The sequence below is a fragment of the Microbacterium azadirachtae genome (genome assembly GCF_025583665.1).
GTDB classification, from domain to species: Bacteria; Actinomycetota; Actinomycetes; order Actinomycetales; family Microbacteriaceae; genus Microbacterium; species Microbacterium azadirachtae.
The window spans coordinates 417,261-432,965 of record NZ_CP099706.1 but is presented as its reverse complement, the minus strand read 5'-3'; the positions used below and the strand labels follow the sequence as shown (position 1 = coordinate 432,965).

General features: G+C 71.8%; 15 protein-coding genes. All 15 read right to left on the bottom strand.

Annotated elements, in window-relative coordinates; genetic code table 11:
• Nucleotides 1-45: 45 nt before the first annotated feature.
• The 15 genes from NFX31_RS01990 to NFX31_RS01920 all read right to left on the bottom strand — a co-directional run bounded on the left by NFX31_RS01990 (nucleotide 46) and on the right by NFX31_RS01920 (nucleotide 15,671).
• Nucleotides 46-333 (bottom strand): WXG100 family type VII secretion target, encoded by a 288-nt coding sequence (locus NFX31_RS01990; protein ID WP_052674178.1) that lies wholly within the window; start codon nucleotides 331-333, stop codon nucleotides 46-48.
• Between the two features lie 110 nt (nucleotides 334-443).
• A complete protein-coding gene (locus NFX31_RS01985) occupies nucleotides 444-1,118 on the bottom strand; it encodes a hypothetical protein (protein ID WP_045249554.1) in 675 nt (224 codons plus the stop codon).
• 115 nt (nucleotides 1,119-1,233) lie between these two features.
• Nucleotides 1,234-2,100, bottom strand: coding sequence for a YciI family protein (locus NFX31_RS01980; RefSeq protein WP_262956615.1), 867 nt, complete (start codon nucleotides 2,098-2,100; stop codon nucleotides 1,234-1,236).
• Entirely contained in the window at nucleotides 2,097-2,957 is an 861-nt protein-coding gene (locus NFX31_RS01975) for a hypothetical protein (protein ID WP_045249552.1), read from the bottom strand. The genes NFX31_RS01980 and NFX31_RS01975 overlap by 4 nt, the downstream gene beginning before the upstream one ends.
• Nucleotides 2,954-3,556: a hypothetical protein gene (locus NFX31_RS01970; RefSeq protein WP_045249551.1), complete on the bottom strand. Its 603-nt coding sequence runs from the start codon at nucleotides 3,554-3,556 to the stop codon at nucleotides 2,954-2,956. Before NFX31_RS01970 ends, NFX31_RS01975 begins: the two co-directional genes overlap by 4 nt.
• Complete coding sequence (locus tag NFX31_RS01965; protein ID WP_045249550.1) at nucleotides 3,556-4,884, bottom strand: hypothetical protein; 1,329 nt, start codon at nucleotides 4,882-4,884, stop codon at nucleotides 3,556-3,558. The genes NFX31_RS01970 and NFX31_RS01965 overlap by 1 nt, the downstream gene beginning before the upstream one ends.
• A gap of 11 nt (nucleotides 4,885-4,895) precedes the next feature.
• Nucleotides 4,896-5,240, bottom strand: coding sequence for a hypothetical protein (locus NFX31_RS01960; protein WP_045249549.1), 345 nt, complete (start codon nucleotides 5,238-5,240; stop codon nucleotides 4,896-4,898).
• Nucleotides 5,241-5,359: 119 nt separating this feature from the next.
• A complete protein-coding gene (locus NFX31_RS01955) occupies nucleotides 5,360-5,647 on the bottom strand; it encodes a WXG100 family type VII secretion target (RefSeq protein ID WP_052674178.1) in 288 nt (95 codons plus the stop codon).
• Between the two features lie 112 nt (nucleotides 5,648-5,759).
• Entirely contained in the window at nucleotides 5,760-6,515 is a 756-nt protein-coding gene (locus NFX31_RS01950; protein WP_248700312.1) for a hypothetical protein, read from the bottom strand.
• Nucleotides 6,503-8,251 carry a serine/threonine-protein kinase gene (locus tag NFX31_RS01945; protein WP_262956610.1) on the bottom strand — a complete coding sequence of 583 codons (1,749 nt, stop codon included), beginning with the start codon at nucleotides 8,249-8,251 and terminating at the stop codon, nucleotides 6,503-6,505. The genes NFX31_RS01950 and NFX31_RS01945 overlap by 13 nt, the downstream gene beginning before the upstream one ends.
• On the bottom strand, nucleotides 8,248-9,738 hold the full coding sequence (locus tag NFX31_RS01940) for an FHA domain-containing protein (protein ID WP_262956608.1): 1,491 nt from the start codon (nucleotides 9,736-9,738) through the stop codon (nucleotides 8,248-8,250). The genes NFX31_RS01945 and NFX31_RS01940 overlap by 4 nt, the downstream gene beginning before the upstream one ends.
• Nucleotides 9,738-10,562: a PP2C family protein-serine/threonine phosphatase gene (locus NFX31_RS01935; protein WP_045249641.1), complete on the bottom strand. Its 825-nt coding sequence runs from the start codon at nucleotides 10,560-10,562 to the stop codon at nucleotides 9,738-9,740. Before NFX31_RS01935 ends, NFX31_RS01940 begins: the two co-directional genes overlap by 1 nt.
• Nucleotides 10,559-11,908: an RDD family protein gene (locus NFX31_RS01930; protein ID WP_262956605.1), complete on the bottom strand. Its 1,350-nt coding sequence runs from the start codon at nucleotides 11,906-11,908 to the stop codon at nucleotides 10,559-10,561. Before NFX31_RS01930 ends, NFX31_RS01935 begins: the two co-directional genes overlap by 4 nt.
• On the bottom strand, nucleotides 11,905-14,406 hold the full coding sequence (locus NFX31_RS01925) for a transglutaminase TgpA family protein (protein WP_262956603.1): 2,502 nt from the start codon (nucleotides 14,404-14,406) through the stop codon (nucleotides 11,905-11,907). Before NFX31_RS01925 ends, NFX31_RS01930 begins: the two co-directional genes overlap by 4 nt.
• A complete protein-coding gene (locus NFX31_RS01920) occupies nucleotides 14,403-15,671 on the bottom strand; it encodes a DUF58 domain-containing protein (RefSeq protein WP_045249639.1) in 1,269 nt (422 codons plus the stop codon). The genes NFX31_RS01925 and NFX31_RS01920 overlap by 4 nt, the downstream gene beginning before the upstream one ends.
• Nucleotides 15,672-15,705: the final 34 nt, after the last annotated feature.

Here is a 15,705-nt window from a genome sequence, read left to right as displayed (position 1 = left end):
GGGCCGGTGTGATGCACCGGCCCCTCGCCTCTGGATCGGCGTGGTTCAGCCGCCGGCGAGCTGCGTGTCCAGATCCTGGATCGCACGCATCATGCCCAGCAGCGACTCCGACATGTCATTGATGCCGTCCACCGCCTGCTTCAGACCCGTCGTCAGCTCCCCATACCCCTCACCGAACTTCCCCGACGCATGCTGCGTCTTGAAATCCTCACCCAGCAGGTTGTCCACCTGACCCTTCAGAGTGTCCAACTGACCCTGAATGTCATCACGAGCCTGCGACAGCGACGACGCCACCTGCTCCATCTCCGCATAAGACGCCCCGAAATCAGCCATCCTCAACACCTCCGGTAATCCACTGGACCGGACCCCACCGGCCCGACACCCACAAAACTAACAACCCCACCCACACCCGTCGATGGGGACAACTCCCCATCCCCCCACCCTCACTCGGCGGGGTCGTCGCCTGCCGGGCCGGCGGGCAGCACCGGCTCCTCGAGCTCGCTCTCCCAGGTGAACGTGGAGATCATCGCGTCGCTGAGCAGCTCCAGCGAGTCGACGACCTCCGCGGGCACGACGTCGCCGTCGGGGATCACGATCGTTGTCGTGAAGACGAGGGCCTTGCGCCGCTGGGTGCCCGGTGCGGGGATCACGTAGGTGAGCGTTCGTCCGCTCACCCCCTCGATACGGCGTGCGTTCGCCGGCCGCTGAGGCTCCGACCGCCAGCGCACGATGTGGGGGGCGTCCTCGTCGAGGAACTGGGCGCCCTTCGTGCGGAAGGCCTCGGACACCCAGCCGTCGAGGTTCTCCCCGTCGGCGGCGTTCAGCGCCGACGCCGTGATCGACATCGGCAGCAGCTCGTCCATCTCGACCTGCTCCTGGCGGTAGATCGCGAACACCTTGGTGCGCGCCATCGCCTGGCTCGTCTGCGCCATCAGACCGCGGAACTCCGCATCCAGATCCGGCCGGTTCGCCTGCCGGAAGATCGCGCTCGCCCGCTTGACGTCCTCCTCCTGCGCCGCGTTGGTCGGCACATGCTGCACCCAGCCCGGCGGCAGGACGAAGCGGAAGGCCGGGATGCCGAACCGCAGCTCGACTCCGAGATCATTCATCGCACCCATGTCAGTTCCCCCTCGTCGATCGCCCGAGCGGCGAGCGATCCTTTTCATCTTCGCCGAAACCGTCGACGATCTCGCCCGCACGACGGCCGCGGGCCGGCGACACTCCCGCGCCGGATCAGCCGTGGATCGCATCATCGCTCTTCACTGCCAGAGCGGCGAGACCTGCTGCCCCGAGGCCTCTCCTGCCCGCACGCCGCCCTTCGGCACCCACCTGGATCTGCAAAGCCTTCGCCGTCAAGGCTGCCAGCTGCTTCCAGCGCTCGGACGGCAGATCGCGCCCCGCTACGAGGAGGCGGCGACCCGACCGCCGCAGCCGGCCCAATGCCCGACCGCCGCGCGCGCGCTTCGATGCGACATCCGAGATCGGCGTGTCACTGGGCACACCGATCTGCTTCTTCTGACGCGCCTCCGTGTCGGAGAGGATCTCCTCGACCCGAGCACGGTACTCCGGGACCAGCGCGAGCAGCCGAAGCTCCTCGGCGCTCCATCGCCGCACCACGAGCTCGCCGCACTCGATGCACAGCCCCTTGGCGATGACCCCGCTCTCGGCATAGCCGCAGGCGCAGTCGATCACAGGAGCGTTCGGAACGACGGGCCGGAGGCCCCACGAGTCGCGAAGCAGGAGCGCGCCGGCGGCGCTGTCACGCACCTCGTCGACGAGCAGTCCTCGTCTGGAACGCGTCAGCCCTTCATCCACGAGCGCCGTCCACCGTGCGCTGTCAGCGCCGTCCGTCACGGCGGCCGCCTGTGCCGCGTACTCCCGCAGAAGCGCGTACACCTCCGCTTCCACGATCGCCTGCCGCATCCCCGACACCGAGGTGGTCCCCTGCCAGGGCGACGGCGCACGCAGCGACCCTGCGGCCCTCAGACGCGCCGCGCCGTCGAGCTGCGCCTGCCGGTGCAGTTCCGCCAGCGGAGCATTCCGTTCCAGGAGCGCCCGTTCGAACTCGGCCGCCGCGTCGAACCAGGGCGCGATGCTCATCGCGCGGCGCCGGGACGGCCGCGCAGGGCGAGTCGCGACAGCTGCGCCATACCGAGGCGACGACGAGCGCGACGCGCCTCGCCGGCCATCGTCGGCATCGAAGCGCGTGCAGTAAGGGCAGCGAGCTCGCGCCACCGGGTCAGATCCAGTCGCGACACCTCATCCCGATGCCGTCGGTTCGCCCGCGCGAGCGCACGCCGCGTCTTGAACAGCAACGCCTCTTCCGTGCTGTACGCATCATCCGTCCCGATCGCACGCGCCTTCGCGATCGCCGACCTCGCCTCGTCGAGGATGCGCACGGTCTCGGCACGGAGGCCCGACGCACCCTGCAGGAGTCGCTGCTCCTCCGCCTCCCACGCGGTGGCGACGGCGGTCGCACACGGCTGGCACAGGCGCTTGGGAACGACCCTCGTCTTCGCGTATCCGCAGACGCACCTGCCGGCGGCGGCCGCGAGACTGCGGTCCAGGTCGTCGGACGGCGCAGCCCCGCCTCGAACGGATTCCACGGCTGCGAGCAGCCTCGCTGCCCCCGGCGTTCCGTGTGCCCGCAGGAGGTCGTTCGTCCGCACCGGATCGAAAGGCGAGTCCGAAGGCAGCGTGGACGCGAGCTCGCGCCAGGCGCGGATGTCCTGCTCGGCGACGAGAGCAGCCGCGCGCGACGCGTAGTCGTCCAGTAGTTCCGCGCACAGCGGTCCTAGCCGGGCCTCGGCCTCGTCGATGTCGATGCCGCCGTCCTGCTGCAGCGCGATCACTGCGGCCCGTGCTCGCTGCACCGCATCTGCGTGGATGCCGCGTAGCTGCCGCGACGCCGCGAGCAACCGCTCCTCTCGGGCGACGAGATCGCGTACCGACGTCATCGAACCACCGCGCCGGGAACGCGGACGCCCACGATCAATTGAGGCAGCTGCTGTTCGAAAAGCAGGAACGCGGGCAGTGTCGTACCGAGCACATCCATCAGGATGGTCCAGGTGCCGTCGTTCAGCAACACGGTCCACTGAGCGACGAGCGTCCCGTCCTGTTCTGCACCGTCCTCTTCCGTACCGTCCTCGAGGAACACCCCCCAGCGCACGATGTAGCCGGCGCCGTGGGTCTCGGTGCGCAGCGGTGTGACATCGACCGCCGTCGACGAGGTGGCCCCGGCGAACAGTTCTTCGGTGTCGGGACGATCTGCCGACGACTCGACGGCGATGCTCACCAGGAGATCGCTGTAGATGCCAGGGGGCGCGAACCACAGGCGCGCCGCACCGGGGCGGGCGTTACCGAGCATCATTCGGGCCGTGGCGGCGATCTGTTCCGCCGGTCCCGGGGCCGCATCGGGACGGATCCCGTATCGATCCAGAACCGTCCCGATCCAGACGTCGGCGCCCTCGGCGTCGGTGGCGTCCACGTATGGAATCTCGACGAACTGGGCGGCGTCGTAGTCAAGCTCCCAGGGCAGCTGACCCTGGTCCGTCATCAGAACAGCCCTCGGACGAAGCCGACGGGCGAGAGCGCACCCGAGGGCTTGCCGTCGACGCCGACGGAAACCCCGCGGTCAGTCCACTTGTACGTGTTCCACATCGCCTCGAACGTGGAGAAGGACGGCGCATCGGCGATGCCTTGGAAACCCTTGGGCAACGACTCGGTCAGCACCTTCTGGAAGAAGGTGCTGCCGGAGCTGACGCTTTCGTGGAAGGCCACCGAGAACGAACGTCCGGGCCCAAACAGCATGCGTTCGGTGACGCCGTCCACGAAGCCCGTGATGGGATTGACACCGAGGCGGCGCAGACCCCTCACACCCGCGTAGTACTCCTTGAATCCCCGCGAGCCGTACTCGATCCCCGCGTCCGCGAAGCTCTTCAAGCCGCGCATCTGCTGGACCGGATTGCGGAACTGCCCGACGAACTCGGACCCGAACTTGCTGAGCATGTTGCCCTTGCCAGCGCCGAAGACCTTCCCGAGTTTGCCTATCGGCAGGATGCCGACCACCGCCCAGGCCAGATCCCACCCGTCTTTCCTGCCGTCGAACATGAGCGCCACGGTCAGGGCCAGCGCGATGACGCCGACGACGAGAGCCGCGATCGCGAAGAACGGGCCGCCGATGATGAGGCCGAGCACGGCGATCGCGAGGCCGATCCAGCCGACCCAGTCAGAGATCACGGCGAGCACGCCCGCGATGTTCTCCCAGGTGCTGTCCTCACCGATCTTGTTGGCGTCGCTGAGGCCGTTCACCGCGTTCTCGTAGGCCTCGTGCCAGGTGTCGTACGCGGTGTCGAAGCGGTGAAGGTTGCCGTCGTGCTCCCTGCCGGCAGTCGCGAGCGTCGACTGCGCCGAGCTCGCGGCCCCGGAGAGGTTCTCGCCGGTCTTCTTGGAGGAGGCCTCCTGATCCGGTGTCGGCGGGTGGTCGGCCACGGCCGTCTCATGCAACGCGAGCGCGTGGTTCGCCTGATCCGCATCGGTCTGCGCGGTGGCCAGGGCCTTCTCGCTCTTCTCGCAGTCGCTGACGATGGTCTTCATCTGCGCCTGCACGGTGGCGAGCACACCCGCGTAGGTCGTGAGCGTGCTGCCCGCGGGCTTGTAACGGCGCCCGGCCTCGTCGAGATCGCCGTGGACGTCGCCGATGACGTCCTTGATCTTGTCCATCGCGTAGCCCTCGCCGACGAGCTTGCCGCTCTTGATGTCCTGCAGCGTCTGCGCCGCCGTCGTCATCTGCGTCGCGAGCGTCGTGATCGTCGTGCCCCGGGCGCTGATCGCGCCCGCATCGCCTTCGACGACGGCGACCTCGTGCCCCTTGTGCGTCTTCATCCCGCTCCCCCTCAGTTCGCCACGGCACGGCCGCGAGCGGCGCCGGCGCCGTGCCCGGACTGCTGCATCGAGTTGGCCATGTCGGTGTCGGTCTTGGTGACCTCCTCGACGGTGCCCTTGACGCGATCCGAGATCTCCTTGAGCTTGGACAGCAGCTTGTCGCGGCTGTCGTTCCAGCTGCCCTCGAAGTCGTGGACGCGGTCCTTCAGGCGGCTGTCGCCGTCCGGGCGACCCACCGCATGCTCGAGATCGTCTCGCCGCGCCGACGCCGCCTCGAACTCGTCGACGATCGCGATCAGCTGCGCGCTCGTCGTCTTCAAGTCGTCGATCGGGTAGAGAACCCGGTCCCCCGCCATGTCATGCCCTCCGTGTCATCGCCCATGCGGGCGCCTGCAAACGTGCCAATGCCGTGATCGAGGGGCGCCGCGCGAAGCGATTCCGGCGCAGCGCCCCCCGATCGCGCGATACGACCGGTTCAGCCGCCGGCGAGCTGCGTGTCCAGATCCTGGATCGCACGCATCATGCCCAGCAGCGACTCCGACATGTCATTGATGCCGTCCACCGCCTGCTTCAGACCCGTCGTCAGCTCCCCATACCCCTCACCGAACTTCCCCGACGCATGCTGCGTCTTGAAATCCTCACCCAGCAGGTTGTCCACCTGACCCTTCAGAGTGTCCAACTGACCCTGAATGTCATCACGAGCCTGCGACAGCGACGACGCCACCTGCTCCATCTCCGCATAAGACGCCCCGAAATCAGCCATCCTCAACACCTCCGGTAATCCACTGGACCGGACCCCACCGGCCCGACACCCACAAAGCTAACAACCCCACCCACACCCGTCGATGGGGACAACTCCCCATCCCCCCCCACCCTCACTCCGGATCCGTCGGGTCCGTCTCGGTCGCGTCGAGCAGCGCCAGATCGGCCTTGCCGACCAGGCGCGAGGCGATCACGTGCTCGACGAGCCGGGCACGACGGTTGGTCGCGGACCCGCCTGCGCCGCCGCGCATCCCGGGCACTCCGATCCGATCGAACTTGTCGCAGACGTTGTCGAGCTTGCGGTTGAACCGCGTCACCGTCCACCCGAGGCGAGCGGCCGCATCGGCGCTGGACGGGATGGCGCTCATCCCGGTGCCGTCGCGCCGCAGCAGCGGCTCCGCCAGGGCGACGAGCAGCTGCTTCTGGCTGAGCGTGAGCGGCACCTCCCCGATCGTGGAGTCGCCGTCGACCTCGCGCTCGCGCCGGGTCTCGCGGAAGGTCGGCTCGGACGCATGGATCGTGAACTCGTAGGTGGTGGGCCCGGCGGAGAACACGACGCTCGTCGTCGCGAACACCAGCGGCAGGCGCGCCCCCGGGGCGAGCCAGGCCTGAACGCCGCCCGACGCATCGGTCACGGTCGCTTGCAGCCGCGCGCCGATGTTCGCCAGCCACCACAGCCCGCCCGACTCCGCGATCTCGAGGAAATGCCGGTGCAGGAACAGATTGTCGTCGATCGCGAGGTCGCCCTCGCGCCCCACCACGAACCTGCCGCCTGCCTCGATCGGGAAATACTCCCCGGCGAACTCGACCGTCACCTGAGCGCGGGACGGATCCTGCGTGGCCTCGGGATCCAGGGTCATGGCGTGCATCCCCTCACCGTCGAGGACGCGGACCCGTTCTCGCGCCGCAGCATCACATCGATGCAGGTCTTCCCACCGGGCTGCGCGGGCACGGTGATCTGGGGCTCGTCGACCGAGGTCGTGTCCCCGTCTCCGGCGAGCGTGACCACGGTGACGAGGTACGAGTCCCCGGTCTTCGGGGTCGCGTTGGTCCACGTGAACCGCACCGAACCGGCGCCGTCGGGCGTCCCCGTGACGTCCTTGGGCGCGGCCGCCATGTCGCCGAGCGGATCCTGCGGATCCGCGCTCTGGGCGGCCGTCGGCTTAGGCTTCGGGGGGCTCGCATTGAGCAGGTTCACGGTCAGCACCGACCCGCCGGCGAGCACCACGACCGCGGCCACGGCGAGCAGTCCCCACACGAGGGCTCGGCGCGAACGGCGCTCGCCGGGAGCGGCGTCGGGCGCGGGCGCCACTCCGACGGATGCTCCCGGAGCGGCGGCGAGCACCGGCGTCGAGGGCGCGCCCGGGCCGGCAGCGAGGGGGCTGACAGTGCGGGGCACCCGCAGCAGCGTCGGGGCGTCGTCACCCTGCTCCGTCGCGGGCGGCACCGGGGGCGTCGGAGCGGGCGGCGCGGCGAGCGTCGGCACGCCGGTGACCGGCGCCTCTGGAGCGGGCGCCTCCTGCGGCACCCGGATGATGGTCTGCTCCGCATCCGCCGCATCGACCGAGGACGCCGTGGGCGCGTCGAACCGCGGTCCGGGCGTCGCCGCGGGGGGCGGCGGGAGCACGGGGCTTGTCGTCGCCGAAGGGCGGGTGGCGGTGTGCCCGGGATCGATGCTGACGACCTCCCGCACCCGGGTGAGGCCGTCGTCGTCATCGTCGTGATCGGGCTCGGGCTGGTGGTCGTCGACGATGTCGATCGGGGTGACCGAGTGCGACAGCTCGATCTGCACCTTCTGCAGCGCGCGGGCGAAGGCGACGGCGCTGCCGAAGCGGTCGTCCTGGTTCTTCGCCATGCCGCGCTCGAGCACCCGCGTGAGGCTCTCCGGCACGTCGGCGCGTCCCAGCGGCGGCAGCGGCTCGCTCTCGATCCGCGAGATCAGGTCGGCCCCGCTGTTGCGCTGCCCCGGCTTCTCGAACGGGCTGCGTCCGGTGAGCAGCGTGTAGAGGGTCGCGGCGAGCGCGTAGACGTCGGAGCGCACCCCGCCTTGCGGCGGATCCGCGAACGACTCCGGCGGCGACCACGGGATCGACATCCCGGCCGCCTCGCTCACGGCACCCGTGGTCGAGGCGATGCCGAAGTCTGTGAGCGCGGGCCGGTTGTAGGCGGTGACGAGGATGTTCGCCGGCTTGATGTCGCGGTGCAGCACTCCGGCGCGGTGCGCCGTCTCCACGGCCCCCGCGACCTGCACGCCGACCCGGAGCGCCTCTGCGACGCTGAACGGCTCCTTGCGGGCGCGCTGCTGCAGGTTCGGCCGAGGGCAGTACTCCATGACCAGGTACGGACGGCCGTCGGCCGCGACGCCGGTCTGGTAGATCGTGACGATGGCCGGATGCGTGGACAGCATCGCCATCACGTTCGCCTCGTCGGCGAACTCCTGCGCGGCGCCGGAGGCCAGCCGGTCGGCGAGCAGCACCTTGACCGCCACGCGCCGCCGCGGCTGCTGCTGCTCGTACAGGAAGACGTCGGCGAAGCCGCCGGTGCCGAGCGGTTCGACGTAGTCGAAGCCCTCCAGCTGCGGCGGCGGAGACGGCGGACGGCTCACGGCAGCTCCTCGAAGGCGACGGTGACTCCGTCGCCGAGATCGATCACGTCCCCGGTGACCACGATGGTCTGCTCCCCGGGGTGCAGCCGCACCGGCTCGGCGCCGGGTCGCAGCAGGGTGGATCCGTTCGTCGTGTGCAGATCGAGCACCACCACCGCGTCGGCCTCGGGACGGATCTCGAGGTGGCTGCGGGAGATGTCCTGCTGCGGGCTGTCCACCGCCACCAGGTGCGGCAGCGTGGACCCGCTGGACCGGGAAGCCCGAGGGCGCCGGCCGATCACGACGGTGCGGTCGAGCGAGACCACCTGCCCGGTGGACAGCCTCACCCGCGGCCCGGATCCGTCGACGCGCGCGGCGACCGGATCCGCGCTGACCGGACGCGCCGGTTCCAGGGTGATCCCCGGCACGGCCGACACGGGCGCCGGGATCGGCGCCGCCGGTGCGGGGGCGGCGTCCGAGACGGTCGGCGCCAGCGGCAGATCGGCGCGCATCGCCCGCGCCTGGGCGAGGGAGATCGTCGCCCCGTCGTGGTCGCCGTCGACGTCCGCGGCGGTGACATGACCCGCGGGCGCCGGGGCGGCCGACGGGCGGAAGTCGAGGGTGTGGCCGCCGACCGGCTCCGCGATGGTGTCGGCCGGAGGCAGGATCGTCTCCGCCGCGGCCGGGGCGCTCAGCACGGTGTCGCCGAGGTCGCCGAGGTCGTCGGCGTCGGCGAGCTCGGCCGGGTGCAGCGCGGGCTCGGGATCCTGGGTCGTGGCGCCGGTGGTCGTGGTGCCGAGGGCGACCTCGTCGGGCGCTTCGGGCCCTTCGACAGGCTCAGGGACCAGAGGAGCGACCTCGTCAGGCGCTTCGGGCCCTTCGACAGGCTCAGGGACCAGAGGGGCGACCTCGTCGGGCGCTTCGGACCCTTCGACAGGCTCAGGGACCAGAGGGGCGACCTCGTCCGGCGCTTCGGGCCCTTCGACAGGCTCAGGGACCAGAGGAGCGACCTCGTCCGGCGCTTCGGACCCTTCGACAGGCTCAGGGACCGACGGGGCGGGAACCCGGACGGCGGCTCCGGCAGCGATCGCGCCGGCGCGCACGACGCCGGCGACGATCGGCAGCGCCGGATCCTCCGCCCCGTCCTCGACGCGGATCTCGATCCCTGTGACGGCAGGGACGAACCGCTCGCTCCAGGTGGTGACCTCGGCGCCGGTGATCTCGCGCTCGTCGTCCGCGGTGGTCACGCGCGCCCGCACCCGGCCGCGCACGGCGATGCGCGCGTGCTCGCCCTCGCGCACGACGGCGGCGAACGGCGGGATGGCGGAGAACGAGCCCCCGCCCGCGGCGGTCAGCGCGTCGACGACCTCGGCGAACGACACCTCCTCGGCGGCGACCCGCTCCCACAGCGTGCCGACGAGCGCGGCGTCCGCGTCCGGAGGGAGCGCCACCACGGCCCGCGGGCCGATCAGCGCGTACCAGGACCCTGTGCGGTAGACGGTGTTCATCAGCGCATCCCTCCCATGGCCTCGGCACGCGGTCGCGTGTCGGAGTCGATGTCCTCGTCGTCGATGCCGGTCGTGCCGTCACTGCCCGGACGCGTGCTGACGTGGACCGCGTCCACGACGACCGCGGTCACATTGTCCCGCCCGCCGAGCTCCAGGGCGCGGTCGACCAGACGGTCGGCGGCGGCCTGCGGATCCTCGTGCACGGTGAGCAGGGTGCGGATCTCGTCGTCGCCCACCTCGCTGCTCAGGCCGTCGGAGCAGACCAGGATCCGATCGCCGACGCGCGCCGGGATCATCCAGTAGTCCGCCTCCCCGGCGCTGCCTGCGCCGATCGCCCGGGTGATGATGTTGCGGCGGCGATCGGTGGACGCATCCGCCGCCCGCAGCTGCCCGGCGTCGATGAGCTCCTGCACCACCGAGTGGTCGACGGAGATCTGCTCCAGCGTGCCGCCGGAGAGGCGGTAGGTGCGCGAGTCGCCGATGTTGACCGCCAGCCAGTAGCCGACCCCGTCGACCGCCGCGATCGTGACCCCGCTGAGGGTGGTACCCGCCTTCGAGACGCCCGTGCCGCCGATCGCGTCGACCGCCGCGCGCACGCGGGCCAGGGTGAAGCTGACGTCGTCGATCGTGAGGACCGGACGGCCGCGCAGCTGCGCGAACCCGTCGATCACGGTACTGCTGGCGACGTCGCCCGCCTGATGCCCGCCCATCCCGTCGGCGACGAGGAACAGCGGCGCCTGAGCGAGCAGCGCGTCCTCGTTGAGCGAGCGGCGAAGGCCGGTGTGCGTGGCGGCGCCGGCGCGCGCCACGATCGCCGGCGTCATGCGTAGCCGCCCACGGTCACGATCCGGTCGCCGATCTCGATCGCGTCGCCGAGGCGGATCCGCACGCGCTCGCCAGGCGGGCAGGCGATGCGCACGCCGTCGCGCACGATCGTCATCCCGTTGGTCGAGTGCCGGTCCATGACCCAGCCGCCCGCGGCCTCCGCCGCCGCCTCGAAGTGGGTCTTGGACAGCGAGAGCGTCTCATCGCGGACCACGACGACCGTCGCGCCGGGCTCGGGTGCCGGGTTGCGGCCGAACAGCGTGCGCCCGGACACCGTGGCCCGCGCGCCGTCGTCCCAGACGAACTGCAGACGGTGCCCCGGGATCGAGATCCGGGTCTCCTCCAGATCCTCCTCCTCGGCGGCCGGCGCGATCGGCCCCCGCGCGAGGGCGTCCGCGACGGTCGCCGGGGGCGCGGCGGGTGCCGGCGGACCCGCGGGCGTCACGGTCTCGGGGCCCGACACGACCGGCGCGGCGGGCGCGGGGACCGACGGGCTCACCCCGGGTACGACCGTGATCATCGCGTGAGCGGCGTCGGCGGCGGCCTGCGCAGCGGCCGACAGCACGGTCGCGTCATGCGGATCGACCTCGGGCTCCGCCGGGACGACGGTGCCCGCGGCGCTGGGGGCATTCGGCAGGGTGTGTCCGGTAGGGGCCCCGCCCTGCGGCGCGAAAGCGGCGGGCGGCGCGAACGAGGCCGTGGGCGCGGGGGCGGATCCGGGCGTCGGCGACGGGATCGGGGAGCCGCCGAACCCCGAGGCGAGAGCACCGCCGGCGGGGGCGGGCTGCGGGGAGCCGAGCGGAGCGGCCGGCGTCGGGCCGGCCGGAGCGGGCTGCCCTCCCCCGGTCGCCGGGGCAGGCGTGGGGGCGGCGGCGCGCGCGTCGCGCACGACAGCCCCTGCGGCGCGATCGTGCCAGCCCTGGAACCGGCCGGAGCCGTCGAAGAGCGGCGTGAAGTACCCCACCACGATCGAGGCGCTGAGCCCGAACACGAGGTTGCGCAGGAGCGCCCGTCCGAAGCCGAGCGGCGCCTCACTGCCCTCGCGCACCACGCGCAGGTGCATGATCCGCATGCCCACCGAGGCGCCGGCGCCCTGCAGGATGGTGGAGATCACGAACCACACCAGCGCGATCACGAAGGTCGTCCCGATGCCGAGCATGAGGACGAACAGCGCGCCGGTGAGGGTGTCCGGCTTCGCCGACATCGTGACCCCCAAAGAGATCAGATATCCGGCGAGGAGGATGACCGCGGGGATGGCGAGGTCGATCGCACAGGCGATCGCGCGCCGTCGGATCGGCGCGACGGGCGCGGCGTCCGCGCCCGTCCCGCTCGGGGCGTTGGTCATGAGTTCTCGCTCTCGGATCCGGGGCGCGCGGCCCGGGTGCCGCTCTGCCGCCCTGCCGTGTTCTCGATCGTGCCAGGTGCGGCCGCGCTCGCGCCAGAGCCGCTCTGCGGTCGGCGGATCCGTTCGGCGGCGGCATCGCGCAGCCCTTGGACGCCCGTCGACAGCCGTGTTCCGCCGAGCAGGGAGCGCAGGCTCAGGCGCGCGAGCATGCGACGCCGCCAGCTCGCCTCCTTGCCCAGCCCGGCCACGATGCCGTCGACCTCGCGCCAGAACGCGTCCACGTCCTCCGCCGTGGGCTCGCTCGGACCGAACACCTGGGCGTCCGCCTGGTCGGCCAGCGTCGTGACCGCGGGCACGGTGAGGGAGGTCGCGACGGTCTGCGCCTCCTCGGCGCGCGTGGCGCCGACGGGCAGGCGCGCCCCGTAGTCGACGGCGCGGTCGGTGAGCTCGTCCCAGCCGCCGCTGATGCGGTCGGCGGCCAGCGCGGCCGCGCGCCGCTTGCGTCGCCGGGCGGCCTTCCACGCGCCGATCACGATGAACGGGGACGCGAGGATCGCGAGCACGAGCAGCACGCTGCCGCCGATGGCCAGCACCGCCCCGAGGATCCCGAGCAGGTCGCTCGGCCCGTCCTGGTTGCCGCGCTGATCGGGCACGCTCGGCGGGAGCTCGACCGGATCCTGCGGCGGGGGCGGCGGCTGCAGCACCTGAGGCTTGGGGACGACCTTCGGCTTGGTGATCTGGTCCTGCGGGACCTTGTCCTTCGGCGGAGTCGGGTCGAAGGCCACCCAGCCCGCCTTCTCGAAGTTCACCTCGACCCACGCGTGCAGGTTGTCGCCGTTGGCCGAGAAGGTGCCCTTCTGGCCCTTGTCCGGGTAGAAGCCCATCACGACGCGCACCGGGATGCCCAGGGAGCGCGCGGCGAGCGCCATCGCGACGGCGTACTGCTCGTCGTCGCCGACCATCTGCTGGCCGCCGATCAGGGTGGAGATCCGCTCCTCGGTGTGTCCGGCGCGGCTGAGCGCCTCGCCCTCCAGCCCGTGGCTGAAGAACCCCTCCTCGGAGAACTTCTTCACGAGCGCGCGCACCTGCGCGATCGGCGTCTTCGCATCCGCCACCGTGTCCGAGGCGAGCGCGGCGAGCTTCTCCGGGGCCTCGGCCGACTTGGGCATCGCGACCGTGCCGAAGTCGAGGCCCTCGAGCTGCTTGTCGGTCCAGGTGCGGGGGATCGTGGTGTCCACCGTGTAGGTGTCGCCCTTGCGCAGCTTCGAGGTGGCGACCGCCGTGCCGGTGGACTCGTTGTAGTAGGTGCCGCGGCGCAGCGCATCCGCATCGGATCCGGCGAAGGCGATCCGGCTCACCTGACCCGCGTCCGGCAGCCACACCCCCTTGTACGCGTCCATCGTGATGTCGAGCGTGGCCGAGGATCCGGTGGCGTCGGCGGACATGTTGTCGCGGATCGGGCTGAACGCGCCCGACGAGCCGACGCCCTTGTCCGAGACGTCGTAGACGACCCCGTTGAAGGCGTCCATCGTGCCGACGCGGATGCGCGCCCCCTCGGGCAGCCCCTTCACCGTGAACAGGGTGTCCTTGCGGTGATCCTTGACGTACCCGCGGTACGACTGCAGCGGGCTCGCGTACTGGTGCACGTCGAACGGCGGCAGCACCACGTCGCGGAACACGTGACGCGGCTCGGCGAGCGTCGTCGCGGTCGCGACCCCGGTGCCGGCGAGGCCTGCGACGACGAGCACCGCGGCGCCGGCGAGGATGCGACGCCGGCGCAGCGCCGTGGAGTGCGTTCCGTCGGCCGCGACCGACACGGCGGCGTCGGTCTGCTCCCCGGTTCCGCGCAGCGCGAGCCAGGCCACCGCCACGAGGGCGAAGGCGACGCCCTGGGCGATGGGCGCCGCGGGCGCCGGAACGCCCATCGCGATCACCAGCATCAGGTGCGCCGCGGCGGGGATCAGCGCCCACGCGGCCCTGCGCAGCCGGAGCGCGAGAGCGGCGGCGACCACGCCGAACACCAGGGCCGCCAGGAACGGCACCAGCGCGTAGCCGTCGGCGACGGCGACCGGGGCGACGGTGGTGAGCATCGCCTTCCAGCTCGTGATCGCGCCGGCCGACAGCGCGCCCAGCGTCTGACCGGTGGGCACGACGCCGAACAGCGTGGTCTGCGGCAGCGCGAGCGCGCCGCCGAACAGGTAGTAGACGAGCAGCGTGAGCCCGGCCGTCGCCAGGACGCCCCATCCGCGCCAGGCGCAGAGCAGCGCGATGCCGAGGCCGAGCACGACACCGCCGATCGCGGCCGGCAGGAAGGAGCCGCCGGCGAACGAGGGCCACCAGCCGACGAGACCGGCGCCCATGAGGAGGGCGACGGCGACCAGGTCCACGACCGTGCGGCGCACGGACAGCGGGCGACGCACGGTCTTCGCCTTCGAGCCGCGGGAGCCCTTCGACGTCTCTGCGGAGCGGTCGGATCCTGGCTGAGCGGGCGCGGTCATGCGAGCACCTTCCCGAGAGCGAGGGGCAGCTGTTCGAGTGCGCCCACGGTGATCACGTCGGCGTCCCCGATGCGACGCAGCGACGGCGGCTCGCCGAGGTCCGCGACGATCGCGAGCACGCGGGAGCCGAACGGGAGCCGGGCGCACGCGGCGCGCAGCTCCTCCGGCGACGTGCGGCTGCCGGCCACCAGCACCACGACGCTGGACAGCGGCATGTGCGCGGCGACCGTGCCGGCGAGCGCAGACAGGGTGCCGTCCTTCGCACGCCCCTCCTCGACGCCGGCGAGCGAGTCGAGCAGCTGCTTCCCGGTGCCGGACGGCAGCGCCCTGCCCTGCACGCGCAGGTCGACGTGCTGCGAGTCGCGGATCGCGCGGAGGCCGACGGATCCGGCGAGCGAGATCGCGAGCTCGAACTCGTCCGGCTCGGCGTACTCGCCCGCGGCACGGCTGAGGCCGATCACGAAATGCGAGCGCCGCGTCTCCTCGTACTGGCGCACCATGAGCACGCCGGTGCGCGCCGACGAGCGCCAGTGTACGCGGCGCAGGTCGTCGCCCGGCTGATACTCGTTCAGCGCGTGGAAGGAGACGTCGTCGCGCGACAGGTCCGCCGCCGGCAGACCCTCGAGGTCGCGCAGGAAGCCGAGCGACTGCCCGTCGAAGACGATCGTCCGCGGGTGCACGAACAGATCGATCGGGTCGTCGCGGCGGTGCGCACGCTCGAACAGCCCGAGCGGATCGCCGCGGACGACGCTGACCGGCCCGACCGAGACCACGCCTCGGCGGTGCGTGGGGATCGCGAAGAGCTCCTCCGCCTCCTCCCCCGGGGCGAGCCGCTTGATGCCGAACTCGCCGCGCCCCGCGCCCACCGGCAGCACCACGCGGGAGGGCAGGATCGCCCGGGTGCCGCGGTTGGCGAGCGTGAGCGCTCCGACCGCGCGCTCCCCCACGACCACCCGGGTGCGGGCGAGGTCGAGCGTGACGTCGTAGGCGGTGCGGCCGATCAGGAACAGCGCGCACAGCGCCAGCACCACGCCCAGCACGAGAGCGATCACCGCGAGCTCGATCCAGCCGAGCGGCAGGGCGATCACGAGACAGCCGAGCGCGATCCCACCCAGCACCCACGCGAGCGGGCGCACGGCGGAGGCGATCAGGCGCAGCCGCGCGCCGGCGCGCGCGAGCACGAGAGCCGCGATGTCGCGCCAGCCGGCGTCGCGGTCGGATCCGGCCGGGCGGTCGGTGCCGCTCGCCTGGGCGGTCGTGGTCATACGTGCTCTCTGTCTTCGGAGGGATCCGGATCGG

What these genes read in the sequence shown, in the direction of transcription:
- NFX31_RS01990 (WP_052674178.1), bottom strand. Translation starts at nt 333, where the DNA reads ATGGCTGATTTCGGGGCGTCTTATGCGGAGATGGAGCAGGTGGCGTCG.
- NFX31_RS01985 (WP_045249554.1), bottom strand. Translation starts at nt 1,118, where the DNA reads ATGGGTGCGATGAATGATCTCGGAGTCGAGCTGCGGTTCGGCATCCCG.
- NFX31_RS01980 (WP_262956615.1), bottom strand. Translation starts at nt 2,100, where the DNA reads ATGAGCATCGCGCCCTGGTTCGACGCGGCGGCCGAGTTCGAACGGGCG.
- NFX31_RS01975 (WP_045249552.1), bottom strand. Translation starts at nt 2,957, where the DNA reads ATGACGTCGGTACGCGATCTCGTCGCCCGAGAGGAGCGGTTGCTCGCG.
- NFX31_RS01970 (WP_045249551.1), bottom strand. Translation starts at nt 3,556, where the DNA reads ATGACGGACCAGGGTCAGCTGCCCTGGGAGCTTGACTACGACGCCGCC.
- NFX31_RS01965 (WP_045249550.1), bottom strand. Translation starts at nt 4,884, where the DNA reads ATGAAGACGCACAAGGGGCACGAGGTCGCCGTCGTCGAAGGCGATGCG.
- NFX31_RS01960 (WP_045249549.1), bottom strand. Translation starts at nt 5,240, where the DNA reads ATGGCGGGGGACCGGGTTCTCTACCCGATCGACGACTTGAAGACGACG.
- NFX31_RS01955 (WP_052674178.1), bottom strand. Translation starts at nt 5,647, where the DNA reads ATGGCTGATTTCGGGGCGTCTTATGCGGAGATGGAGCAGGTGGCGTCG.
- NFX31_RS01950 (WP_248700312.1), bottom strand. Translation starts at nt 6,515, where the DNA reads ATGCACGCCATGACCCTGGATCCCGAGGCCACGCAGGATCCGTCCCGC.
- NFX31_RS01940 (WP_262956608.1), bottom strand. Translation starts at nt 9,738, where the DNA reads ATGAACACCGTCTACCGCACAGGGTCCTGGTACGCGCTGATCGGCCCG.
- NFX31_RS01935 (WP_045249641.1), bottom strand. Translation starts at nt 10,562, where the DNA reads ATGACGCCGGCGATCGTGGCGCGCGCCGGCGCCGCCACGCACACCGGC.
- NFX31_RS01930 (WP_262956605.1), bottom strand. Translation starts at nt 11,908, where the DNA reads ATGACCAACGCCCCGAGCGGGACGGGCGCGGACGCCGCGCCCGTCGCG.
- NFX31_RS01925 (WP_262956603.1), bottom strand. Translation starts at nt 14,406, where the DNA reads ATGACCGCGCCCGCTCAGCCAGGATCCGACCGCTCCGCAGAGACGTCG.
- NFX31_RS01920 (WP_045249639.1), bottom strand. Translation starts at nt 15,671, where the DNA reads ATGACCACGACCGCCCAGGCGAGCGGCACCGACCGCCCGGCCGGATCC.